At 55.7% G+C, this 22,749-nt stretch carries 21 protein-coding genes and 1 other RNA gene; 14 read left to right on the top strand and 8 right to left on the bottom strand.

The window, feature by feature from the left end:
• The first annotated feature begins 25 nt into the window (after positions 1-25).
• From FAES_RS09930 to FAES_RS29545, 4 genes are all read left to right on the top strand, one after another.
• On the top strand, positions 26-277 hold the full coding sequence (locus FAES_RS09930; RefSeq protein ID WP_015331070.1) for a hypothetical protein: 252 nt from the start codon (positions 26-28) through the stop codon (positions 275-277).
• The gene (locus tag FAES_RS09925) at positions 274-1,422 is read left to right on the top strand and encodes a hypothetical protein (RefSeq protein WP_015331069.1); all 1,149 of its coding nucleotides are present in this window, start codon (positions 274-276) and stop codon (positions 1,420-1,422) included. The genes FAES_RS09930 and FAES_RS09925 overlap by 4 nt, the downstream gene beginning before the upstream one ends.
• Positions 1,423-1,886: 464 nt before the next feature.
• Entirely contained in the window at positions 1,887-2,207 is a 321-nt protein-coding gene (locus FAES_RS09920; RefSeq protein WP_015331068.1) for an autorepressor SdpR family transcription factor, read from the top strand.
• A gap of 16 nt (positions 2,208-2,223) precedes the next feature.
• Positions 2,224-3,837, top strand: a complete 1,614-nt coding sequence (locus FAES_RS29545; protein ID WP_015331067.1) for an alpha/beta fold hydrolase — start codon at positions 2,224-2,226, stop codon at positions 3,835-3,837.
• 50 nt (positions 3,838-3,887) lie between these two features.
• Here the strand turns inward: FAES_RS29545 and FAES_RS09910 are convergent, their stop codons facing one another.
• Positions 3,888-4,529 (bottom strand): hypothetical protein, encoded by a 642-nt coding sequence (locus FAES_RS09910; protein ID WP_015331066.1) that lies wholly within the window; start codon positions 4,527-4,529, stop codon positions 3,888-3,890.
• A gap of 205 nt (positions 4,530-4,734) precedes the next feature.
• On the opposite strand from FAES_RS09910, the gene ssrA reads away from it, so the two are divergent.
• Positions 4,735-5,107, top strand: a transfer-messenger RNA (tmRNA) gene (gene ssrA / locus FAES_RS29415).
• 109 nt (positions 5,108-5,216) lie between these two features.
• Positions 5,217-6,839 (top strand): hypothetical protein, encoded by a 1,623-nt coding sequence (locus FAES_RS09905; protein WP_041257731.1) that lies wholly within the window; start codon positions 5,217-5,219, stop codon positions 6,837-6,839.
• A 33-nt stretch (positions 6,840-6,872) separates the two neighbouring features.
• On the opposite strand, the gene FAES_RS09900 is transcribed toward FAES_RS09905, so the two are convergent.
• Both FAES_RS09900 and FAES_RS09895 read right to left on the bottom strand, forming a co-directional pair.
• A complete protein-coding gene (locus FAES_RS09900; RefSeq protein WP_015331064.1) occupies positions 6,873-7,787 on the bottom strand; it encodes a helix-turn-helix domain-containing protein in 915 nt (304 codons plus the stop codon).
• A 221-nt stretch (positions 7,788-8,008) separates the two neighbouring features.
• Complete coding sequence (locus FAES_RS09895) at positions 8,009-8,872, bottom strand: SDR family oxidoreductase (RefSeq protein ID WP_015331063.1); 864 nt, start codon at positions 8,870-8,872, stop codon at positions 8,009-8,011.
• A gap of 167 nt (positions 8,873-9,039) precedes the next feature.
• On the opposite strand from FAES_RS09895, the gene FAES_RS09890 reads away from it, so the two are divergent.
• From FAES_RS09890 to FAES_RS09875, 4 genes are all read left to right on the top strand, one after another.
• A complete protein-coding gene (locus FAES_RS09890; RefSeq protein ID WP_015331062.1) occupies positions 9,040-9,546 on the top strand; it encodes a (2Fe-2S)-binding protein in 507 nt (168 codons plus the stop codon).
• Entirely contained in the window at positions 9,543-11,738 is a 2,196-nt protein-coding gene (locus FAES_RS09885) for a xanthine dehydrogenase family protein molybdopterin-binding subunit (protein WP_015331061.1), read from the top strand. Before FAES_RS09890 ends, FAES_RS09885 begins: the two co-directional genes overlap by 4 nt.
• A 98-nt stretch (positions 11,739-11,836) precedes the next feature.
• Positions 11,837-12,472 carry a ribonuclease H1 domain-containing protein gene (locus tag FAES_RS09880; protein ID WP_041257729.1) on the top strand — a complete coding sequence of 212 codons (636 nt, stop codon included), beginning with the start codon at positions 11,837-11,839 and terminating at the stop codon, positions 12,470-12,472.
• Positions 12,473-12,548: 76 nt separating this feature from the next.
• Positions 12,549-13,451, top strand: coding sequence for an SAM-dependent methyltransferase (locus tag FAES_RS09875; protein WP_015331059.1), 903 nt, complete (start codon positions 12,549-12,551; stop codon positions 13,449-13,451).
• A 143-nt stretch (positions 13,452-13,594) separates the two neighbouring features.
• Here FAES_RS09875 and FAES_RS09870 read toward each other — a convergent pair whose 3' ends face one another.
• The gene (locus tag FAES_RS09870) at positions 13,595-13,957 is read right to left on the bottom strand and encodes a CoA-binding protein (protein WP_015331058.1); all 363 of its coding nucleotides are present in this window, start codon (positions 13,955-13,957) and stop codon (positions 13,595-13,597) included.
• Positions 13,958-14,245: 288 nt separating this feature from the next.
• Here FAES_RS09870 and FAES_RS09865 point away from each other — a divergent pair, with 288 nt between their 5' ends.
• The gene (locus FAES_RS09865) at positions 14,246-14,845 is read left to right on the top strand and encodes an HNH endonuclease (RefSeq protein WP_015331057.1); all 600 of its coding nucleotides are present in this window, start codon (positions 14,246-14,248) and stop codon (positions 14,843-14,845) included.
• Between the two features lie 6 nt (positions 14,846-14,851).
• Here FAES_RS09865 and FAES_RS09860 read toward each other — a convergent pair whose 3' ends face one another.
• The gene (locus FAES_RS09860) at positions 14,852-18,619 is read right to left on the bottom strand and encodes a sensor histidine kinase (protein WP_041257728.1); all 3,768 of its coding nucleotides are present in this window, start codon (positions 18,617-18,619) and stop codon (positions 14,852-14,854) included.
• A 127-nt stretch (positions 18,620-18,746) separates the two neighbouring features.
• The gene (locus FAES_RS09855) at positions 18,747-19,043 is read right to left on the bottom strand and encodes a HesB/IscA family protein (RefSeq protein WP_015331055.1); all 297 of its coding nucleotides are present in this window, start codon (positions 19,041-19,043) and stop codon (positions 18,747-18,749) included.
• A 109-nt stretch (positions 19,044-19,152) separates the two neighbouring features.
• On the opposite strand from FAES_RS09855, the gene FAES_RS09850 reads away from it, so the two are divergent.
• Genes FAES_RS09850 through FAES_RS09840 form a run of 3 tightly spaced genes read left to right on the top strand, consistent with a single transcriptional unit; the run spans position 19,153 to position 20,545 of the window.
• Positions 19,153-19,677, top strand: coding sequence for a DUF7935 family protein (locus FAES_RS09850; RefSeq protein ID WP_015331054.1), 525 nt, complete (start codon positions 19,153-19,155; stop codon positions 19,675-19,677).
• Between the two features lie 56 nt (positions 19,678-19,733).
• Positions 19,734-20,123 (top strand): hypothetical protein, encoded by a 390-nt coding sequence (locus tag FAES_RS09845; protein WP_015331053.1) that lies wholly within the window; start codon positions 19,734-19,736, stop codon positions 20,121-20,123.
• A gap of 5 nt (positions 20,124-20,128) precedes the next feature.
• Entirely contained in the window at positions 20,129-20,545 is a 417-nt protein-coding gene (locus FAES_RS09840; RefSeq protein ID WP_041257727.1) for a hypothetical protein, read from the top strand.
• Positions 20,546-20,550: 5 nt separating this feature from the next.
• On the opposite strand, the gene FAES_RS09835 is transcribed toward FAES_RS09840, so the two are convergent.
• The gene (locus tag FAES_RS09835; protein ID WP_041257726.1) at positions 20,551-21,396 is read right to left on the bottom strand and encodes a hydroxymethylglutaryl-CoA lyase; all 846 of its coding nucleotides are present in this window, start codon (positions 21,394-21,396) and stop codon (positions 20,551-20,553) included.
• Between the two features lie 75 nt (positions 21,397-21,471).
• Entirely contained in the window at positions 21,472-22,605 is a 1,134-nt protein-coding gene (gene mnmA, locus FAES_RS09830; RefSeq protein WP_015331051.1) for a tRNA 2-thiouridine(34) synthase MnmA, read from the bottom strand.
• Positions 22,606-22,749: the final 144 nt, after the last annotated feature.

The raw sequence follows: 22,749 nt of genomic DNA, 5'->3' as shown, positions 1-22,749 counted from the left end.
GCCGGGTCAACCCCAACTCAACGCCATGAAAATCAACGCACTCTTACTCGGTCTTGGGCTGCTGGTCGCTACGGCGGCGCAGGCGCAGGATTCGATGATGGTTAAAAAGCCGCAGCCAAAGCCCGAAACGATGCCCACGCGCCGCAGCCGGGGCACCGCCAAACCCATGCCCAGCCCCAAATACGGCACCGTGCCCGACCCTAAACGCAACATGGATAAGGCACCCCTGCCACCCGATTCCAGCCAGGGTACCATGAAACGCGACACCGTTCGATGAAGCGACGGCGCAGCGGGTGGGAACAGGCCTTTTTCATCAGCCTGCTGGCAGTAGGTCAATCGGTTGCCCAATCGAGCATTTCGCTGCACCCGCTGGTCGATACCACGCAGGCCGACATTCGGCAGGCGGTGGCTCTCTGGACAACGTACCTGCGCGCGCATCCCGACAGCCTCTACGACAATCCGTATTGGAACGACGCCGAAAAAAGGGCATCGGCGGCCTTTGGTGGCCGGTTCGATCTGCTCGAGCGCGAGTTTGAGCCGACGCTCTACCGGGGCTATCCGGTGCAGATTCTGAGCGTGGTCAACTACAACGGGCTGTACCAGATCAAATCGCTGTTTGGCGGGAATAACCCCAAAGGCCGCAGCCCGAACCTGGTCGCCATCACCAACGTCTACGCCCGCCCCGGCAATGCTGACGGCACCGGCCGTTGGCAACTCTACAACGCCCTGCCCATCAACCGCGACAGACTATGGCAGGGGCAGCGCGTGGGTCATGTGCAGTACTATTTTCCGCATTACCACGCGTTTGACAAACGCAAAGCCCGGCAGTTGACCGACTTTATCGATCAATTGTGCCGCGATTTTGAGGTACCGCCGCAACCCATCGAGTATTACCTCGCCGATACCGCCGAGGAGCTGCGCCAACTGCGCGGGATCGATTACGAAGCGACGCTCAGCGGCACCAGCAAGCCCACCGGCCGGGCCGTCGATAACCGCGTCTTTTGCAGTGGACTGGGGGAGTTTTACCCCCACGAGGTGGTGCACGTGCTGCTCAATCCACACTTCCCCAATCAGCATCCGTGGGTAGTCGAGGGGATAGCCACCTGGCTGGGCGGCAGTCGGGGGCAGCCGCTTGCCTGGCATCTGCAACGCACGGCCACGTACCTGGCTCAGCACCCCGAGTTGAACCTCGCCAACCTGTTTGCCCTGCGTAACCTCGACGAATATACCGATTACCGCTACGCGCTGGGTGGGCTGCTCTGCCAGTTGATCCACCAGAAAGGCGGCTACCCACTGCTCAAGCAGGTCATGAACGCGGGCCGCAGCGATGCCAGCCTTTATCAGGCTCTCGACACGTACCTGGGCGTACCCCGCACCCAGCTAAATACGTACCTGCGCGAGCAGCTCAGCGCTTATCTGTAACCGGGTCCAACTAGCTAACCTAAGCTATGAGTGTCATTTTCGAGGCGTAACTGTTTTTTTGCCGTCCTAGGGTTTTTGTCATCCTGGGCTTTTGTCATCCTGACCGGGGCGCGCAGCCGACAGGAGGGATCTTGAAGCCTCCTTACTAGCGAATTAGGCGACATCAAGATCCTTCCTGTCGGCTGCGCGCCCCGGTCAGGATGACAAAACCCGGGATGACAAAACCGGCATGACAAAAAACAAGCAAATTGCTCACTATCAACTAGGTAACCCGGTTATGCTCGATAGTTGGCTTACTGAATTTTGTGTTGTAATCGAAGGACGCTATACGAAGCTTCGCGTTAGCTACCCATTCGCTAATCGCTGTCTCCGTCATACCAAATCCTTCTTCTGAACCATTCATCACAACCTTACTTGCTTTTTCGATTAGTATTTAGACATGTGGCTAATTATATAAGTATGCAATGAATACGCTCTTTAAAGCCCTTAACGACCCCACCCGGCGGCAGATGCTGGAACTGCTTCGGCAGGGCGATCTGACAGCAGGCGAAATCGCGGAGCAGTTCGCCATGAGCAAGCCGAGCATTTCGCACCACCTCGATCTGCTGCGGCAGGCGGGCCTCGTCGATTCCACCAAACAGGGGCAGTTTATTACGTATCGGCTCAACACCACCGTGCTCGACGAGTTGCTCGCCTGGCTGATGGGCTTTACGGGATCATCGGTGCTGAACACGTCGCCGCCCGCGCCCGACGCCGCTTCACCCGATCAATCATCACCTACCTGACACATCCCTTACCAGTATGTCTTCGTCTACCAACCTACCAACGCCGTCGCCCAGACCCGAATGGGTCTTTATCGCGCTGACGGCCCTGCCTCTGCTCTATCTGGCTCTTATTTATAACCAACTCCCCGCCGACGTGGCGACTCATTTTGGCCCGAGCGGGCAACCCAACGGCTACTCGACGAAAGAGGGTCTGGCTGTTGGGATGGCCGTGGGGATGGCGCTGCTCTACGGCCTGCTGCGCGTGTTACCCAGCATCGACCCCACCGGCCACCTCACCCCGACGATCTACGGGCCGATGCGCCTCACAATGACCGTCTTTCTGGTGGGGCTGGCTTCGGTCATTCTCTACATCATCCACACCCAGCAAACCGGTGCCGCCGTAATCAACCTGATTCTCTCGACGGTTTTTCTGCTGTTTGCGGGCATTGGCAACGTCCTGCTGAACGTACCCAGAAACTACCTCGTGGGCATTCGCACGCCCTGGACGCTCAACAGCGAGGTCAACTGGCGCAAAACGCACCGCCTTGCGGGCAAGCTCTGGGTAGCGGGTGGGCTGCTGGCGTTGGTCATCAACTTCTTCCTGCCCCTGTCGTTCAAGATCGGGCTGGCCGTTGGGGTGCCGATGGTGCTCGCCCTCATCCCGGTGGCGTATTCCTACCGGCTCTTTAAGCAGGGCCTGTGCGTGGGGTTGCTGCTGATGGCCGGCGCCGGCCACGCGCTCGCCCAGACCGAAGAGCCCGTCAGCTACCCCATCACCCAACCGGCGGGCGTCAGTGTCACGCTGGGCGGCACACTCACCCTGCCCGCCAACGCCACCCAGCCCCTGCCGGTTGTGCTGCTGATTGCGGGTAGCGGCCCCACCGACCGCAACGGCAACGCGCCGGGCCTCACCCTCAACATGTACCGCCAACTGGCCGACAGCCTCGCCCGGCGGGGGGTGGCGGTGCTGCGCTACGACAAACGACTCAGCGGCACCAACAGCTTTATCGCGGCCACGCAACTAATCAAACCGGGGCTGTCGTTCGACTACGTGGTGAGCGACGCCGTTGGCCTGATCCGGCAGTTGCAGGCCGACAAGCGGTTTTCGCGGGTGATCGTGGCGGGGCATTCCGAAGGGTCGCTGGTGGGGATGCTGGCGGCGGCACAAACCAACGTCGATCGGTTTGTGTCGATTGCCGGGGCGGGGCAAAACATCGCCGACGTCCTGAAAACGCAGGTTGCCGACGGGGGCCTGACGGGCAACGACCTCGCCCTCGCCCACCGCGACCTCGACTCCCTGCGGGCGGGCCTGCGTGTGCAGCAGCCGGTAGCTCCACTGGCCAGTTTGTTTAGCCCCATCAACCAGCCATACCTGATCTCGTGGATGCGGTACGACCCCGCCCGGAGCCTACAGGCCTACAAAGGACGGGTGCTGCTTATTCAGGGGCGGCACGACATTCAGGTGCCCGTGAGCGAGGTCGAACGCCTCAAAGCCGCCCGCCCCGACGCCCAACTGCTGCTTATTGACGGCATGAATCACGTTCTGAAAGCTGGTCCCGCCGACCGCGCCGGTAACGTCGCCAGCTACACCGCCCCCAACAGCGCCATTCTCCCCGCCGTCGCGGATGCCATCGCTGGGTTTGTGAAATGAGGAAAGGGGCTGGCGCGTGTGTATGACTGATACCTAGCCCTTCCTTTCCCCTAATTCGCCGAATAGTGCTGTAGATACGAAACGAGGCGGTCGAAGTTGATTTGTTCGTAAGCGTTGGGCGACTGCCGGTCGAGTTGGTGCCGGTAGAGGTCGATCAGGCCGAGAAAATGCGGATTGTGCGTCAGGCTGGCGACGGTGAGCCCCTTGTAACAGCGGAACGTCTGGTTATATACGTAAGGGCAGGGATGCGCCGGATCGTCGTTCAGGATGCGGTCGAGGCTGCGGAGCGAACAGGTGTCGTTGAGCTGCTGGAAGCCGCCGTTTGTGAAGAACTCCATGATTTGGCGGCATACGCTTTCCAGCTCGAAGTCGGAGCGGATGCTGTAGCGCGGGGGTGTCACCTGCTGGTACTTGCCAATCGAGATGAGCAGCGTGTTGGCGTCGGCCCGGAAATCGGTGAGGGTGGGCAGAAACTGCTGGGCAATCTGCTCGACCTGCTCATTGCGACAGCCGAAGTTGACGTCGAGCAGCGTGGTGTCGCCGTAGTAAGACGGTGACAGGATAACGTTTTGGAAGCCGGTAGGTGTGATGCGGCGGAACTGCTTTTTTTCAGGCAGCAAGGCGAATTCATAGTCGCCGAAGAAGCGAGCCAGTTGCCTGTAGAGGCTGGTTTCAAAAGGCGTAAGGATCATGGCCTTCGGTGGGCCGGAGCCCGTATGGCAAGCTGTTACGGGGAAGAGGAAACGTCAGTCAAGTTAACGCTTTTTGTTTAATATGGTTTAAACAAATTTAGCCTACCGGCAGCGTAGTCTCTTTTGGGCGACACGTAAGCCGCCGAACGGGGGCAGGCGGGTGAAACTTTTGGCCGTAGCGCCGGGTTATATCGGTACACAACCTGGGGGCGACTGGAATTGACAGCTTGCTGAAAGCGCGTGTAAGCATGCCGGGAGTGGGTGACAGTTCCCGTCCAAACAAATCACCAAAACAATAACTGGCGAGTATAACTACGCCATGGCTGCTTAATCCGGAGGATTTAGCAAATGCCATCGTCTCCCCGACCTACGTGCTGCCGGTTGGATCAGGAGGCGTCGATCTGCAGCGCTGGCTTCGTTAATCGTTGTGACAAGAAGCGAGACAAAACAACGTAAGGTGTCAGATAGGCCAGTGGTGAGCCAGTCTGCCGCCCGACAACCCTAATCACCACTAAGCATGTAGAAAGCGCGACGTTTTCCTTGACTGGACCAGGGTTCAACTCCCTGCGTCTCCACTAGATTGATACCCCCTCTAAATTTTAAATTTGGAGGGGGTATATTTTTGGATTATATTTTAATTTTTTAGTCGAGCCTTATAACACTAATAATACTGAACTATCGTAATTTATGGTTTACACGTCTGCCTACGTATATGAGTTATCATCTTCTCAATTTATTAACATCCTAAAAAAAATTAACCCAGATAGTGATGAATTAGTGAAAGAAATTTTAGAAGATTCACAAAGGCTTAGCGCTATGCAAGCAAGCCGATTAAACCAAAGTAGCTTAGATAGCTCTTTAACTATACCCTCACCCTATTACTATAACTTTAACTTTGCTGATTATTTTTACAAGGTTCCTTTAAGTCATAGAAAGGTCGAAAAATTAGAGGACTTCATCAAACCTTCATTTGTTATTATTGGTGATGTTACCATCGATGGAGAATATGGCTACAGTGATGGAATTAGCTTGTCTCACTGTACCTTCGAAGGTGAGTTACTTATATCTAACTATACAGCGACTAAATCCATTGGCTTTAACAATTGTATATTTAAGAAAAAGCTACAGTTGGCGGATATTTCTACAAGCTCATTACATATTTCAGGCCAGTCCTTATCAGATATAAGATTACATAATATTAAAGCTAGCAATTCATACATATCCTTAGAGGGATACAAAAATTTACATTTTGAAAAATTAGAAGGTAAAGAAATTTTGTGTAGAGGTTTAAAAGGAGATAAAACGACAATACTCAACTGTCAGGTTAATAAGATTAATATCATCACTCCTACTATCGCTACGTTAGATATTTATTCATCCTCAAATAAAGTTGTAATAGGCGAAGAAATTGCTTCAGAAAAATCTAGTTTTTCCTCAATAGATATATTAGATTATAAAATTTTTAACAATGACATAAATGACCAGTTAACAATTAATAAAGTTCACCTAAAGATATTAAGGTTGGCTGGTGATTTGAAATCAACATCATCTATATTAAAAGATTTGAAGATATCTGAATTGATTAACTTTCGAAATTTCAATTGCAATGGCAAGTTAAAGCTACATAATATATTTATCAAAAACTCAATCATTGAAATTTTAAGCTCAGATTTAGGAAAATCTGAATTCATTAATGTAGCTTTTGATTCATTAAAACATATATCTGTTATCGACAGCAAAATATCAGACTGCAATTTATCGATGTGTCCTGCCCCTAAAAAGATTATTGGAGAGAACAAAATAGATCACACGGGGGCGAGAGATGCTATAAAACAACTCAAATTAGCATATAGCAAAAGTGGTGACAAAATCCAAGAAATGTCATTGTCACCTTATGAATACGACGAGCATTTTAAAAGTTTGGCAATGTGGTCAAACTGGACAAATTTTTTCGACAAGTTTATATTATTCTTAAATAAGAAAAGTAATTTCTATGGTCATGACATAGGCGTGGCATTTATATCTATCGTTTTATCGTCAATATTCTTCTTTTCTCTATTCTGTTACTCGTTAGGGTTTAGACTAGGAAATGACTTTGCAGAACTTAGGAGAATCTTGTCTTATATTTTCGAATTCGTCAATCCATTACACAAACCAGAATACATAATCAGTGGATTATTAAACACAAAAGAGATCGATCCTTCTCAAATCAGTAACTATACTAGAGTTTGCGAAGGAATTTCTAAAATTTTCATTACATTCTTTCTATATCAATTCATACAGGCATTTAGAAAATTCGGAAAATCATAAGTTTATCTCTAAACCTCAATTTTGCAAAGACAATCAATTAAACGACTGGCGGAATTCGAGGGGGGAGGCGTTTGTCTTGCTTTTGAACAGCTTGCTGAACGATTGGGGGTGCTCGAAGCCCAGGCCGTAAGCAATCTCGCTCACGGATAACTGGGTGGTCGATAGCTGCTCTTTGGCCTTATCGATCAGCTTGTCGTGGATATGCTGCTGCGGGGTTTGTCCGGTCAGTGTTTTCAGCAGGCTGCTCAGGTACGTTGGCGACAGGTTGAGTTGGGCGGCCATGTAGCCCACCGTGGGTACTCCGCCTGTTGGGAGGGCGTCGCTGCGCAGGTACGTGTCCAGAATGGCCTCGAAGCGGTCGAGCAGGCTGTGGTTGGTGATTTTGCGGGTGATGAACTGCCGCTGGTAAAACCGGTCGGCGTAGTTGAGCAGCACCTCGAGCTGGGCGATGATGATGCCGTGGCTGAACGTGTCGATGAGCGCCTGATACTCCTGCTGAATCTGCTGCATGATACCGACGATGATGGCTTCCTCCTTCTCCGACAGAAACAGGGCTTCCCGAATCGAATAGTCGAAATAGTCGTGCTGCCGGATGGTCTTGGCCAGGGGCGTGTGCCACAGAAAATCGGGGTGAATCAGCAGTAGCCAGCCCGAATGCTCGTGCGTCGCCTCCTCCGCAACGGTCAGCACTTGCCCGGGGGCTAGAAACACCATCACGCCTTCGTCGAAATCGTAGGGCTGTTGGCCATAGGTCAGTCGCCCGCTGAAATTCCGTTTCAGGGCGATCGAATAGAAATTGTTCACCAGACTTTTTGGCTTCTCGACCCACTGCGGCCGAATGTCTTCAAACCGGACCACGCTGATGAGCGGGTGCGCGGGTTTGGGCAGGCCCGCCAGTTTATGGTAGGCCGACAGGGTGTCGTTTCGGTGCAGCGAGTCGGTTGGCATAGGGTGACAGAATTTTGGCGATTTAACTACTACTGGCTACGAGCAGTTTGCAACCTAACTTATTGGTTACTCACAAGTTGACTAGCTTTTTTTGTCATCCCGACCGGGGCGCGCAGCTGAAGGAGGGATCTTGACATTCCCTCAATCACAAGCAAGGGACCGTCAAGATCCCTCCTTCGCCGGGATGACAAAAAAGCTTATTTCACCTTTCACAACTCACCCTACAAGGTATACAATAACCGTAACCCGTCGGTGAGGGAGGTGGGTTTTCGGCCGAGCAGCGTTTCCAGATCCGTGGTTACGTCTGCTTCCTGTCCGTTGGCAATGTCGGTGATAAACCCGACAATGCGTTGCGCCATTACGGCCGGCAACCCGCGCCCGATCAACTGGCTTTTGAACTGGATCGGGTCGGCGGGGGTGTAGGTCACGGGCTTGCCGGTCAGGCTGGTCAGGGCGGCGGCGATGTCTTCAAACGAGTAGGCCGTAGAGCCCGTCAGGCGGTACGTCCGGTTGCCTTCGGCCGGGGTAGCCAGGGCGTTGGCGATGGCTTCGCCCATCTCGCTACGCAACGCCAGGGCCACCCGCCCCTGCCCGGCAGGTACGTTGATGCCCCGCTCAAAAATGGCGTTGCCGCCCAGAAACTGCGGGATGGCATCCATATACAGGCTATTCTGAAACAGCGTGTAGGGCAGTCCGCTGGCCTTAATCAACGCCTCGGTCTGGAAATGGCCGTTCATCAACTGGTTCACCAGCGTAGCCGGGTCGCTCAGCGCCCGGCTCGTGTAGGCAAGGCGCCGGACGCCCGCTTTCCGAGCCGCATCGACCACGTTCTGGTGCTGCCGCACGCGGTTTTCTTCGTCGGTTCCCGCGATCAACAGCACGGTGTCCATGCCCGGCATGGCGGCTTCGAGAGAGGTGGTGTCGTCGTAGCTGCCCACGCGCAGGGTCACGCCCTGGTTGAGCAGGTGGTCGGCTTTGGTTTGGTCGCGTACAAAAGCGGCAATCTGGCTTGCCGGTACGTGTTTGAGGAGTTGCTGAATGACGGCGCTGCCTAGCTGCCCCGTGGCTCCGGTTACTAAAATCATAACATTGTGCTGGTTTGGTTGGGACGAAGGTCCGCCCCGCCCCGCGCCCGGCCGTAGCCAGATTTGTGGTTGTTGTAGCCGAATTAACTGTCCGCCTTCCCCCGGCCCGGCTATGGGCTTTTCTGCGGACCTTCGCTTAGCAACTTATCTTCCTTATTCCCAGAACAATGGCTACGGTCAAACTCACCATCAATAACCAGCCACAGACCCTCGACGTTGACCCCGATATGCCCCTGTTGTGGGCTATCCGCGACGTAGTGGGCCTTACCGGCACTAAATTCGGCTGCGGCATCGGGCAGTGCGGGGCCTGCACGGTCCACCTCGACGGCGCGCCCATCCGCTCGTGCAGCGTGCCCGTTTCGGCGGCGAAAGGGCAGAAAATCACCACCATCGAAGGCCTGTCAAAGAACGCCGACCACCCCGTGCAGAAAGCCTGGATCGAGCATCAGGTGCCGCAATGTGGCTACTGCCAGTCGGGTCAGATCATGAGCGCGGTGGCCCTGCTGAAACAGGTACCCAAACCCACCGACGCCGATATCGACGCCGCCATGCAGGGCAATATCTGCCGCTGCGGCACCTACGTGCGCGTTCGGCAGGCTATCCACACGGCATCGGCCGAGTTGAACACGACCCAGAAATTACCCAAAACAGCCGCTAAACTCGGTAAGCGATGAGCCAGAAAACCACTTCTTCAGGGGCTGGGTACGTTGCCCGCCGCGACGTGCTGAAAACCCTCGGCCTCACGGGCGCGGCCTTTGTGCTGGGTACGTCGGCCAGCAACGCCGCCAGCGTGCTGGGTACGTTCGCTACTCCCGATGCCCTGCCCGCCCCGGTCGAGTTGACGCCCTACGTCATTATTGAACGCACCGGCAAGATCACTCTCATGAACACCCGCCCCGAAATCGGGCAGGGTACGTTCCAGTCGATCCCGGCGCTGATTGCCGAAGAACTGGGCGTCACGCTTGATCAGGTCACGATCCGGCAGACGGGCGGCCAGAAAGCGTTCGGCTGGGCGCAGTTTGCGGGCGGCAGCATGTCGGTGCGGACCGATTACCTGCCCATGCGCAAGGTAGGGGCCTCGGCCCGCGAGATGCTCGTGCAGGCGGCGGCCAATACCTGGAACGTACCCGCGAGCGAGTGCACCGTCGCCAACGCGCGGGTACTGCACAAGGCTTCGAACCGGAGCCTGGGCTACGGCGAACTGGCCGAAGCCGCCGCGAAACTACCCGTGCCGACGGACCCGAAACTGAAAGACCCGAACGATTTTGTCATTCTGGGCAAAGACGCCAGACGCCCCGACGTACCCGCGAAATCGTCGGGCAAGGCGCAGTTTGGTATCGACATGAGCGTGCCGGGGATGGTCTACGCCTCCATCGAGCGCAGCCCGGTCTTCGGCAGCAAGGTCGTTAGTTTCGACGATGCGAAAACAAAGCAGATCAAAGGCGTGCGGCAGGTGCTGAAAGCCGAGCGGGTGCTCGAAAGCCGCCGTTTCGAGGGCGTGGCCGTGGTAGCCGATACATACTGGGCGGCATTGCAGGGCCGGAAAGCCCTTCAGGTACGTTGGGACCATCAGGGGCACGACGCCTTCAGCAGTGCGCAGTATGAACAGCACCTGCGCGACCTGGCCAAAACCGATGGCCTCGTTGACCATAGCGTGGGCGATTTTGCCAAAGCTATCGCCGAAGCCCCCGTTCAGCTCGAAGCCTTCTACGAAACGCCCGTGGTGAGCCACTCGCCCATGGAGCCCATGAACTGCCTCGTGAGCTGGACCGCCCCGGATGCCGTCGAAATCTGGACGTCGTCGCAGGTGCCGGGCGGCATTAAGAGTCAGCTCGCGGGCGAGTTCAAGATCAGCCCCGACAACGTGACGGTGCACATTACGTTCAACGGCGGCGGGTTTGGTCGGCGGTTGTACCCCGATTACGTGCTCGAAACAGCCCACATCGCCAAGGCCGTCGGGAAGCCGGTGAAGGCGATCTGGACGCGCGAAGACGATACGCAACTCGGCCCGTTCCGCCCCATGACCTTCTCGGCCATGCGCGCGGGGATGTCGGCCGATGGCAAACCGCTGGCGTTTCAGCATAAGGTCATTTCGCCATCGCTGGATGCCACGTTGGGCAAACCCCACGACGGCAAGAAGGTAGACAAGACCATGACCGAAGGCATCGGCGAGCAGAAGTACGAACTGCCGAACCTGGAAAGCCGCTACGTCTACGCCGAATCGCACATCCCGATGGCGGCGTGGCGGGCCGTGACGAGCACCACGCTCGCCTTCGCCCACGAAGGATTCCTCGACGAACTGGCCCACAAAGCCGGCAAAGACCCGATGCACTACCGCCTGTCGCTGCTGACGAAAGACTCGGACGCCAAACGCGTGCTGACGAAGCTGCGCGAGGTGTCGAACTGGGACAAGCCGCTACCGGTGGGCAAAGGCCGGGGCGTGGCGCAGTGGGAATTTTTCGCGGGGCTGGCCGGTCAGGTGGTCGAAGTGGCCAAACAGGCCGACGGCTCGGTGAAGGTCGAGAAGGTGTACTGCGTGATCGACCTCGGCACGGTCGTCAACCCCGACATGGTACGGGCGCAGATTGAAGGGGCCATCTGCATGGGGCTGGTGGCCGCTACCAAAGACGGCATCACCTTCGCCAACGGGCAGGCGCAACAAGCCAACTTCGACACGAACCGGATGCTGCGGATCAACGAGATGCCCAAGGTAGAGGTGCACATCCTGGCCGACGGCGGCCCCACGATCAAAGGCGTGGGTGAGCCGGGCCTGCCGCCGTTGGCCCCCGCGCTGGCCAATGCGATCTTCGCTGCCACCGGCAAACGCCTCCGCCGCCTGCCCATGAACCTGGAGAAGATAGCGTAAACGCGAAGGCGCAAAGAATGCGCGAAGGGCGTAAAGGATGTCGAATGGTATTCTTTGCGCCCTTCGCGTGTACCTTTGCGCCTTCGCGTTTAACCAGTATGGCGAAGAAGAAGCAGAAATATTACGTGGTGTGGCAGGGACGGCAAACGGGCGTGTTCGACGATTGGGACGTGTGCCGCAAGCAGGTCGAGGGGTTCGATAAGGCGCTGTACAAGTCGTTCGACAGCAAGATTGAGGCGATGAAAGCCTACACCGACGACCCGCGCCGGTACGTGGGAAACAAGCCTAAAACCGCGCCACAGCTGAAGCTCAGCAGCCTGCAACGCCCACCCATCGAGGATAGTGTCGTAGTGGATGCCGCCTGGAACACGGCCACCGGCGACATGGAATACCAGGGCATCTACCTGCCCACCCGCGAGAAAATCTTCCACCGCGGCCCCTACCCCGACGGTACCAACAACATCGGCGAGTTTCTGGCGATCGTGCACGCGCTAGCCCTGTTGCATCAGCGCAACAGCAACCTGCCCATCTATTCGGATTCGCGCACGGCTATCAGCTGGGTGAAAAAGAAAAAGGCCAACACCAAACTCGACCCCACACCCCGCAACGCCGAGCTGTTCGAACTGCTCGACCGCGCCGAAACCTGGCTGACGACCCACCGGTTTGCCAACGCGATCCTGAAATGGGAGACCACCGAATGGGGTGAAAACCCCGCCGATTTCGGCCGAAAATAAGTAGCAGATAGTCAGGAGAATACGCTACCTTGGCGATTAACAGGCTAACCCGTACCTGCCCCTTAATCACCTGGCTATGGCTTCTCAATCCGATCTGGAGTTTACCTACTCCACCATCGACACTATCTTCCGGCGTAGCGTAGGCGAAACCGGCGACTACAGCGGTGCGATGTACAATGGCGATTTTACGCTCACCCTCGAAGAAGCCCAGCGCCAGAAACACCAGTTCATTGCCGATAGCCTCGGGATCGGGCAGGGTACCAAGGTGCTCGACATGGGCTGCGGCTGGGGGCCGTTTCTTACCTACATCAAAGGGCGGGGCGCCAACGCCCGGGGCGTCACGCTCTCGTCAGCTCAGGCGGCGGCCTGCACCAAAAACGGGCTGACGGTCGAGGTGAAAGACTGTCGGCAGATCACCCCCGCCGATTACGGGACGTTCGACGCCGTTTCGTGCATCGGTGGGCTCGAACATTTCTGCTCCATCGAGCAATGGAAAGCCGGGCAGCAGGACGCCGTTTACGCCAACTTCTTCGCCAATCTGGCGCAACTCCTGCCCAAGGGCAAGCGGTTCTACATGCAGACGATGGTGTTCGGCAAGAACATGATCGATTATGATCAGATCAGCCTCGACGCACCCAAAGACTCCGACGCCTACGCGCTCGCGCTAATGATCGCCCAGTTTCCAGGTTCGTGGTTACCCTACGGCTACCAGCAGGTCGAGCGGGCGGCAAGCGCTCACTTCAAACTGGTTTCCGAAAGCAGCGGCCGTCTCGATTACATCGAAACCATTGGTCAGTGGCGCAAACGCTTCCGGGCTTTCGACCTGGAGAAATACCTGCTCTACGCTTCCCTCCTGCCGCGTTTGCTCACCAACCCGGCCTTCCGCGACCTCATCGCGGTGTTCCGCGTGAGCCCCAACCGGGTCTGCTTCGAGCGCGAAACCATGGACCATCACCGGCTGGTCTTCGAGCGGATATAAGGAAGTGTCATTGGTTGTCATTGGTTGTCATTCGTTGTCATTCGTTGTCATTCGTTGTCATTCGTTGTAAAAAACAATCAATGACCACAAATGACAATTAATGACGCCGCAGGCAAATGACAACCAATGACGGCGTAGCCAAATCAATAATTCCCGATTGACAGCATCACCAGTGTGCAGGCTTCGATGGGTTCGATGCCTTCTTGCTGTAGTTGGCGGGCGAGGTCGTGGTTTTCGGCACCGGGGTTGAAGATCACCCGGCGGGGTTTCAGCTTTTTCAGGTAGTCGACGTACCCAGCCTGATTGCGGGCGCCCACATACATTGTCACCGTGTCGATGTCCGTCAGGTCGGGGAGGCCCGTCTGGATGGGTACGCCCTGCACGGTGCCGGCCTTCAGGCCAATCTGTTCAACATCGTGGCCGTGTTGCAACAAACTGCGGGTAGCCCGGTTGGCGTAGCGTGCCGTATTTTCAGTGGCGCCAATCACCAATGTCTTCTTACTCATAGTCGTTTCAATAGTTGTCCCTAATTGACAAAAACATACATCTAGTTGTTCAAAATACGGTTTAGGTCATTATTTTTGTTAATTCTTCACTCCACATTCTGGTCGTATGCCCCCTTAAACGCTCGGTTATATACGTTGCTTTTCACGATAAACTATTGATAATTAATACATATCCGCGTTCTTTTGCTACCTTCGGCAGAATTTAAATGTTCAACTTTTGTTAAACATTTATTCTTCACTAACTGTAGTGATAGTATTGGGCATTCACACTTCATAAACGATTCAACGATGGCTACCTTCTGGAACGAACAATGGGTGCCGATCAGGTTTGAGGGTATCAACGAATCTCCAACCTATGAGGTATCAAACTTTGGCCGATTGCGCAGCTTTCGGGCAGGGGCTGAAGGCACAATCATCAAGGGGTCGGTCATTCAGGGCTACCGATCACTCAACATTCGCATCAAGGGTAAGATTCTCAATCGGTATGTCCATAAGCTCGTCGCCGAGTATTTTCTGGAACCCGGGCGAGACGATCAGACCTATGTCATTCACCTTGATCACGACAAACTCAACAACCGGGCCTCGAACCTGCGTTGGGCGTCGAAAGAGGCTATGATCGAACACAACCGGAACAACCCCAACGTGTTGAACCGGCCGCAACCCAAACGGACACGCAATTACAAGCTGACCGAAAGTAAGGTGATGATGATCAAGAAGCTGCTGCGCAACGACAAGAATCGCCTGAAAATGATTGCCCGGCAGTTTGGCATCACCCACACGCAGCTGAACCGGATTCGATCGGGCGAAAACTGGAAACACGTGGTGCTCGACGATGAGCAGCCGGTGCAGGAACAGGCGTCTTACTATAGCATGCAACAAAAAGGGTAGCGATTGCTACCCTTTTTGTTTGACAGCCACCAGCGCTGGCGCTGGGCTCGCCAGGGGCATATCGATGAAGAACGACGTGCCGACGCCCACCGTGGTTTCAAACCAGATATTGCCGCCAGCGTGTTCGATACCGCGTTTGGACAGCGCCAGCCCAATGCCGGTGCCTCCCTGCTTGGTGCTGAAATTGGGTAGGAACACCTTGGGCCGAATGGGCTCGGGAATGCCTTCGCCGTTGTCATGCACTTCAATATTAGCGTTGCCGTCGTGCGCAAACAACCGCAGGTCGATCACGGGTTGTACGTCCGCACTGACAGACTGGATACCATTGATGATCAGGTTATTGATAATGCGCATCAGCAGTTGCCGGTCGCCGATCACCCAAACCGGGCCGGCATCGATATGGCGGCGGATGGTAACGCGGCGGTCGTCGGCAAACAGATCGGCCGCTTTGTGCAGCACCGCCGACAGCTCGACCAGTTCGTTCTGCGGCATGGGCATATTCGCAAAATCGGAGAACGAGGTGGCGATGTCGCTGATGTTGTCGATCTGTTCCAGCAGCGAGTCGAGGGTGCGGCTCACGGCCCGGTCGGTGATGGGGTTCATGCCCGGTAGCGTCCGCTGTAGCTGTTGCAGGGTCAGCTTCATGGGCGTCAGCGGATTTTTGATCTCGTGCGCCACCTGTTTGGCCATCTCGCGCCAAGCCGACTGCTTCTCGCTCTGCGCCAGCGACACCTTGCTCTCTTCCAGTTTCGACAGCATCCGGTTGTATTCCTGAATCAGCAGGCCCAGCTCGTCGTCGGACTTCCACTCGATCTTTTGCTGATTGAGCCGGTCGAGGCTCGTCCGGCGAATCCGCTGCGTCAGCATTTTGAGCGGGCGCGTCAGGCTACCGGCGGCGAAATAAGACAGCACCAGAAACACCACAAACAGCGTAGTAAAGACACTCAGGGCCGACGATACCACTTCGAGCAACTGCTTATCGAGTTCGGGCTGCGCGTAGAAGTAAGGTACGCTCATGATGCCCAGTAGCCGGCCATCGGGCGATTTTACCCCCACGTAGGCCGTGCTGTACTGCTTGGTGCCCAGTTGTTCGTACAAGAGCTTCTGGTTTTCCTTGTCTTCGGCAATGTGGACAAACGCCTGCGGGTTGATGTATTTCGAGAGGTTGCCACTCTCGTAAATGAGCATTTGCGTGGAGGTGTAAAGTCGCCCGGCCGTATCGAACAGGTTGATGTCGATGTCGGCGTCGCGGGCAATCGACTGCAACTCCTCTTCCATCGCTTCTTTGCTGCGAATACCCTTCAGGTTTTCGTCCAGGTACGTCCATACTTTGGCCGCGATGTTCTTGGTGTTGCTGATGTAATTGGTTTCCTGATTGGCGACGTAATTGGCGCTGATTACACCCAGAATAATCACCACAACCAGCACCAGCGGCAGGAAGAACGCCACGTTGAGCAGGATCTGAATGCGGGTCGAATAGTTGATGCTAAACCGCGACAGCCCATACTGCACGGCATACAGAATAATGACCAGAATGACCGACAGCACCAGAATCAGGTACAGAAATGACAGGTTGGCCAGCACCGTACTGAGCGGATAGGCCGCCGACGACACCACCAGAATCCGCCCGTTGCTGCCCTGTATACCCAGGTGGCTCGTGCGCTCAACCGTGATTCCCCGGTCGTAGAGCGCCGGGTTGTTCAGCAGCGATACCGGCAGCTTGCGTTCATAGTTGTAGCTACCCGTGCTTTCGACCAGCCGTGGCGTAGCCGTGCGCCCGGCTTTCTCGAAAAACGCGTAGCTGTACTCCCGCACGTCGGGGCTCTGAATCGTCTTGCTGTCGACCAGCAACTCGCGGTACACATTGCCCGGCGTGATCGGCCGCAGTTTGAGGTCGAGCACCACGTACCCAGCCACAGCACCGGTACCGTTGCGGATAGGAATGAAGCTGACGTACTCTTTATTAAAATGATTACCGACCTCATTGACGAAGTACAGGTCTTCGTAGATCGTTTTGTAGCGGGGTTGCTGAAACCGGCTGAGGTAATCGCTGAGCGGCGTCGCGTTGATGCTTACATCCAGCGAATTGCCCTGCGCGTCGAAGGAAATGACTTCCGTATCGTACTTGTCGAGGTAGCGATCGAGATACCGGCTCTTGATTCGCTGCTGGATTTTCTCCCGCCGCAACGCCGAGTCGGGGTGCAGCACCTGCCGGATGTTCAGGTCATTCTGAATCCCTTCGTGGGCTTTGAACAGCAACAGTTCGCCGTACTCGTCGTTTTCGGCCAGCAGTTGTTTACCCAGCGTTTTTTTGGCGAGCCAGTCTTTCCGAATGCTTTGCTCGTAGACCACGTTGGCGGCCGTAGCCGCGCAGATCAGCGCGCCCAGAAACAGGTACAGTGATGTTTTGTACTGAAAGGTGTAGAGATACCGCGGGAACCCGCTCAGGTAGAGAGCCAGAAAGTACGCGCCATTCAGTGCATACACCCATTCGACCGTCAGGTTGAGCAGCCAGCAAATACCCACCGACAGCAACGAAGCCCCCACGAACAACCCAACGCCTACCCAGCGATTATGATCGTTGAAGCGCGTAAAGAGGCTGACAAGCGTGTGCTGCGCCAGGAAGTATACGAGCGACAGGATGACGAAGAACAGCAGACAGGCGATCTTCAGGGGTGAAAACTCGATGCTCAGCGACAGGTCGAGCGTATACTGCGACTTCTCGTAGAGATCATTCAACTGCGTGAAGCAAAAGTAAAAGACCGTATAGCTCAATAGCACGCAGCCCACCGACAGCAGGAGCCAGACCGTGGGTTTCTGATGCAGTAAACGGCGGTAGGTACGTGACCGGAAGTAGTTGTTGGCGATATAAAACGCCAGAATGACCAGCGCGACCCCGTTGAGCATCAGATCACCCAGCGAGGGCGACAGTTCCGACGAGGCGTAGTGCTTGGCGTTGAACAGATCGTTTTCGATGAACAGATAAGGCACGCCCACGTAGAGCATCAGCCCCCGCAGCAAGATCAGGTAGCCCGCCAGCCACAGGAAACCCGCTTCGTAGCGCCGTCGCCGGGCCGCGCGGCTAATCTGCCGGATCACGTAAATACCCAGCAGCAATACCCCCAACGTAGCCAGAATCACCGTGTTGACGGGGGTAGTGTGGTTGCGGTACGGATCGACTTTAGGCGGAATAACCGAAAACAGAAACACCGGCGTCGCATCGTAGATATTCTGATGCGACGGTCCTTTCTGCGTGGTTACCGACTGCGGATCAACCGAGAACAGGGCCGGGTTATAGCCCGATTGCAGGTACGTATTGGTATTGTTGTACTGCCGATAGACGTTGATGAGCGAAAAAATCTCGAGTGTATCCCGCTTGTGGTACGTCTTGATCCGGCTAACGATAAACCGCCCCTGATCAAAGTCGATCAGCCGGGTGAAGGGGATGTTGGCGATGCGCTCGTAGTCAGGAATAAACCGGTTATCGGACCAGTAAAGCAGCTTTTTATTCCGAAAAATGTAATAGGGATACTGAGTAGGCTGCTCCAGCGTGCCGAAGGCATAGCTGGGCGTATTGGCTACTTTGGCCGCCAGTTGCTTTAGTTCGGTGGCGCTGACGCGGGTCTCCTGCCGGATGCGTTCCTGCAACGCCACCACATACTGCTCATCGGTTGCGCCCGGGGCATCCTGCTCCAGCAACACATAGCACAGCCCCGAAAAAAGCAGGGCTATACAGGCAAGCAGTAAGAATATGTGTCGTTCGATGAAGACCACGGATGAAGTAAGAAAAATGGCAGTCAACCCATAGGTTACCTAAAATCGTGCCACAGACGCAACGCTGGACGTTAATGTTTTCGCTTTGTCGGTTTGTTATCCTTACTGAACCGACAAATTACCACCATCAACCCCCTTTCTCCACCACAAACCCCCGCCCGTCTTCCGACTCTTCGTAGCCGATGGTGGCGTCGAGCACATACAGCAGGTGGCGCTTATCGATAATGACCCGAACGTCATCGATGAGATACACTTCATCGGCCGGGCCGGGCAGGTCGAACCCCAACAGCCATGATGAGCCGCAGCCGCCCCCACGTATACCGACGCGTAAGCCATACTCAGCCGGAATTTTTTGCGTTGTTAGCGTGTCAATTATCCGGTCGCGGGCGTCGGGGCGTAGCTGAACAGGGGCCTGAATGGTCATAGGTGATGGGGCATTGGTCGGTTGACCAGGCGGTGCATCCCGTGGCTACTAACCCAGTGATGGCAACGCAATCGACAAACGACTAAACTCTATTAAAACTACAAAGATAATGGCTGTCCTTGGTGACTTGATTAAACTGTTTATTCCGGCGGCGCTTGTTCTGTATGGCATGTACCTGACCGTAAAGCTACTGCTGCAACGCGAGGCCGACCGCCACCACAACGACGTTAAACAACGCTATACCGAAACGGTGGTGCCCATTCGGCTACAGGCCTACGAGCGCATGGTTCTGTTTCTGGAACGCATTAGCCCCAACCAATTATTGCTTCGGCTCGGCGGGCAGGCCGACACCGCCCTCGATCTGCAACAGTTGCTACTACGCGACATCCGCGACGAGTTTAACCATAACCTCTCGCAGCAGGTCTACATGAGTCAGGCAGTTTGGGAGCAGATTCAGGGCGCCATGAACGACGTAGCCACGCTCATTAACCAGGCGAGCGGCGACGTTCGGCCCGATGCGCCCGCCCTCGACCTGTCGAAGCGGATTTTCGAGCGCATCATCCAGCGCGACCGCCAGCCCACCTCCGACGCCCTGCGCGCCGTCAAGGAGGAGATTCAGCAGTTGTTTATGTAGCCATTCCAACGGTTTTGTGCCGCTGGGAGTCTTGCCTCTAAACACCCAACGTACCCATGCGGACAGTGCTACTCAGCTTCCTGCTCTTCAGCCTCTTGATCGCCTGCCAATCAGCTGATGTTGGGCCATCTAGGTTATTCTACAAAACCTGGGAGCGGCAGCCGGTTACGTCGACCGGCCTTAGTCAACTACTCACCTTCCGGGCGGATGGTCAGGTACGTTACGGGGCGAATCAGGCCGAAGCCGGTTGTTGTTACCCCGATCGGTTCAGGTTCACCAACAATCAGCTTTCATTGCTCACCGACTACGCAAAACCTGCGTGCGCTTACGTTTATTGCGGCCAGACAGATCTACCCGCTGATTCGCCTTGGCAGATCGAAACGCTCAGTTCAACAGAGCTGATTATCAGCAATAAAGACCAGCGTATCCTGTTCAAATCCCGTTAATTGCCATGATACGGACGCTCGCGCTACTTATTCTGCTCATCGGAATGGCCTGCCAGTCAACCGACGTCGAACCTACCAAACTGCTCTACAAAACCTGGGAGCGGCAATCAGGTACGTATCAGGGACAAGCGTGGCCGCCTACCTACGGTCAACTGACAGTCGTCCGTTTCAATGAAGATGGCCGGCTGACGGATGAGGTGGGGCGACAATACGGCGGTTGTTGTGGAGCAGGCGGGTTTGTTGCTAAGCCGGACTCCATATTGTTCCACGGTGATGGCTTGTCCCATCCCGAATGCATGCTGATTCGTTGCGTCGGCGACGAGTTGCTAACCGGTCAACGTTGGCGGATTACGAAATTGACCGCAACAGATCTGGTGTTGACCGCCAACCAACAGGAAGTTGTCTACAAAGCTTTACGCTAAATTTCCTACCCTAACACCTCGTGCGACAGTTGTACGGCCTCGGCCAACCGGTCCAGATCGAGTGTGACAGGTACGTTCAACGCCTGCAACGTACCCACAACAGCCTCGGTCGGCAGATTACCTGTCAGCGTATCGGCCGCCATCGGGCAACCACCTAGGCCGCCAATAGCCCCATCAAGGCGATGAACCCCAGCCTGCACGGCGGCCGTTACTTTCGCGGCGGTTTCGTCGGGGCGGGCGTGCAGGTGCGCCCCAAACCGCTGAAACGGCAGGGCATCAGCTAACTCATTGAATAACGCTTCGATGCCAGCCGGTGTGGCCGTGCCGATCGTATCGGACGGCACGATATGGCGAATCCCCAGTTCGTCGAGTTGCCGGGCGTAGTCGACCACGAGCGCCGGGCTGTAGGCGTCGCCGTAGGGATTACCAAATCCCATCGACAGATACACCACCAACTCCTTGTCGGCCTCCTGACAAAGTCGTTGCATCGCGGCGACATCGGTTATGGCTTCGGCAATGGATCGGTTGGTGTTGCGCTGCTGAAACGTCTCGGACACCGACAATGGAAAGCCAACGTACCGGATTGCCTCGTAGCCTACGGCCTGCTCGGCCCCGCGCCTGTTCGCCACGATCGCCAGCAGTTTCGTCGACGTACCTGCCAGGTCTAAGCCGGCCAGCACCTCGGCCGTATCCTGCATCTGCGGCACTGCTTTGGGCGATACAAACGAACCGAAATCGAGCGTATCGAAGCCTACTTGCAGCAGCACGTTCAGGTAGCGAATCTTGTCGGCTGTCGGGATAAACCGCGCCAGCCCCTGCATCGCATCACGAGGGCATTCGGTAAGGATCATAAAGACTGAATGAGTGAACAAGCGAATGAGTGAAAGAGTGGCGCGAACCCATCACTCTTTCACTCATTCGCTTGTTCACTCTTTAGTTTGCTTATAACTTTTCATGATCCAGCCGCCGCCGATGACGTCGTTGCCTTCGTAGAACACAGCGGCCTGCCCCGGCGCAATAGCCGACACGCCCTCGGCAAAGTGAACGTCGATCAGGTCGGGGCCGGTTTGGGTAATCAGGGCGGGTGTACCGGCGTCTTTGTAGCGCACCTTCGTCACCGTTTCCAGTGGCGCGTCGAGGCTCGAGTATTTCTGTAGGTTCAGTCGGCTCACCGTCATACCATCGCGGTAGAGCGATGTATCGAGACCCAGCACCACCTCGTTGGTGTCTTTCCGAATCTCGGTCACGAACACCGGGTGACCCAGGGCAATACCCAGCCCTTTACGCTGACCAATCGTGTAGAACGGATAGCCTTCGTGTTTACCCACGACCTTGCCCGTCGACTCCATCACGAAATTACCACCCGCTACCTCGGCTTCGAGCGTCGGCACCCGGCGTTTCAGGAAGCCCCGGTAATCGTTGTCGGGCACGAAGCAGATTTCGTACGATTCTGATTTGGTCACGAGTTCGACAAAGCCGCGCTCAGTGGCCATCTCCCGGATTTCAGTCTTCCGCAGATGCCCCAGGGGCAGTTTCGTGCGAGCAAGGCTCTCCTGCGACACCCCCCACAGCACGTACGATTGATCTTTGAGCGTATCCACGCCTTTCGAGATCACGTACCGGCCGTTGGAGGCGCCAGGGGAGTCATCTTGCCGGATGTGGGCGTAGTGGCCCGTCGCAATAAATTCACAGTCGAGGCGGTCGGCGCGGCGCAACAGGGCATCCCACTTGATGTGGGTATTACACATCACGCAGGGATTGGGCGTGCGGCCTTCGATGTATTCGCCGGTGAAGTAGTCGATGACAGCATCGCCAAATTCGTTGCGGATGTCGAGAATGTAGTGGGGGAAACCGAGGCTGACGGCGATGTTTCGGGCGTCGTTGATGCTGTCGAGACTACAGCAGCCGGTTTCTTTTTTGGTCCCGCCGCTCGAGGCGTAGTCCCAGGTTTTCATGGTCATCCCGATGACCTCGTACCCTTCATCGTGCAGCATCACCGCTGCGAGCGACGAGTCAATTCCGCCGCTCATCGCGACCAGAATGCGTCCGTGTTTACTCATGGTATCTAACCGGATTCAAAGTCCGGCGATGATTAACTGTGTTGACAGGGGTTTCGGGAGCGGGCATCGTCGCCCGGTTACGCGGTCGATGCCGACCTGTTATCCCGAACCAGTAAAACAACCTTTCCTGACTTACGAATAGTT

The organism is Fibrella aestuarina BUZ 2 (assembly GCF_000331105.1).
In the GTDB taxonomy this organism is placed as follows: domain Bacteria; phylum Bacteroidota; class Bacteroidia; order Cytophagales; family Spirosomataceae; genus Fibrella; species Fibrella aestuarina.
The sequence above is the reverse complement of the archived record's forward strand: the minus strand, read 5'-3'. Positions and strand labels throughout refer to the sequence as shown.

Excerpts from the sequence above, each read along its gene's own strand:
- FAES_RS09930 (WP_015331070.1), top strand. The coding sequence starts at position 26 with ATGAAAATCAACGCACTCTTACTCGGTCTTGGGCTGCTGGTCGCTACG.
- FAES_RS09925 (WP_015331069.1), top strand. The coding sequence starts at position 274 with ATGAAGCGACGGCGCAGCGGGTGGGAACAGGCCTTTTTCATCAGCCTG.
- FAES_RS09920 (WP_015331068.1), top strand. The coding sequence starts at position 1,887 with ATGAATACGCTCTTTAAAGCCCTTAACGACCCCACCCGGCGGCAGATG.
- FAES_RS29545 (WP_015331067.1), top strand. The coding sequence starts at position 2,224 with ATGTCTTCGTCTACCAACCTACCAACGCCGTCGCCCAGACCCGAATGG.
- FAES_RS09910 (WP_015331066.1), bottom strand. The coding sequence starts at position 4,529 with ATGATCCTTACGCCTTTTGAAACCAGCCTCTACAGGCAACTGGCTCGC.
- FAES_RS09905 (WP_041257731.1), top strand. The coding sequence starts at position 5,217 with ATGGTTTACACGTCTGCCTACGTATATGAGTTATCATCTTCTCAATTT.
- FAES_RS09900 (WP_015331064.1), bottom strand. The coding sequence starts at position 7,787 with ATGCCAACCGACTCGCTGCACCGAAACGACACCCTGTCGGCCTACCAT.
- FAES_RS09895 (WP_015331063.1), bottom strand. The coding sequence starts at position 8,872 with ATGATTTTAGTAACCGGAGCCACGGGGCAGCTAGGCAGCGCCGTCATT.
- FAES_RS09890 (WP_015331062.1), top strand. The coding sequence starts at position 9,040 with ATGGCTACGGTCAAACTCACCATCAATAACCAGCCACAGACCCTCGAC.
- FAES_RS09885 (WP_015331061.1), top strand. The coding sequence starts at position 9,543 with ATGAGCCAGAAAACCACTTCTTCAGGGGCTGGGTACGTTGCCCGCCGC.
- FAES_RS09880 (WP_041257729.1), top strand. The coding sequence starts at position 11,837 with ATGGCGAAGAAGAAGCAGAAATATTACGTGGTGTGGCAGGGACGGCAA.
- FAES_RS09875 (WP_015331059.1), top strand. The coding sequence starts at position 12,549 with ATGGCTTCTCAATCCGATCTGGAGTTTACCTACTCCACCATCGACACT.
- FAES_RS09870 (WP_015331058.1), bottom strand. The coding sequence starts at position 13,957 with ATGAGTAAGAAGACATTGGTGATTGGCGCCACTGAAAATACGGCACGC.
- FAES_RS09865 (WP_015331057.1), top strand. The coding sequence starts at position 14,246 with ATGGCTACCTTCTGGAACGAACAATGGGTGCCGATCAGGTTTGAGGGT.
- FAES_RS09855 (WP_015331055.1), bottom strand. The coding sequence starts at position 19,043 with ATGACCATTCAGGCCCCTGTTCAGCTACGCCCCGACGCCCGCGACCGG.
- FAES_RS09850 (WP_015331054.1), top strand. The coding sequence starts at position 19,153 with ATGGCTGTCCTTGGTGACTTGATTAAACTGTTTATTCCGGCGGCGCTT.
- FAES_RS09845 (WP_015331053.1), top strand. The coding sequence starts at position 19,734 with ATGCGGACAGTGCTACTCAGCTTCCTGCTCTTCAGCCTCTTGATCGCC.
- FAES_RS09840 (WP_041257727.1), top strand. The coding sequence starts at position 20,129 with ATGATACGGACGCTCGCGCTACTTATTCTGCTCATCGGAATGGCCTGC.
- FAES_RS09835 (WP_041257726.1), bottom strand. The coding sequence starts at position 21,396 with ATGATCCTTACCGAATGCCCTCGTGATGCGATGCAGGGGCTGGCGCGG.
- mnmA (WP_015331051.1), bottom strand. The coding sequence starts at position 22,605 with ATGAGTAAACACGGACGCATTCTGGTCGCGATGAGCGGCGGAATTGAC.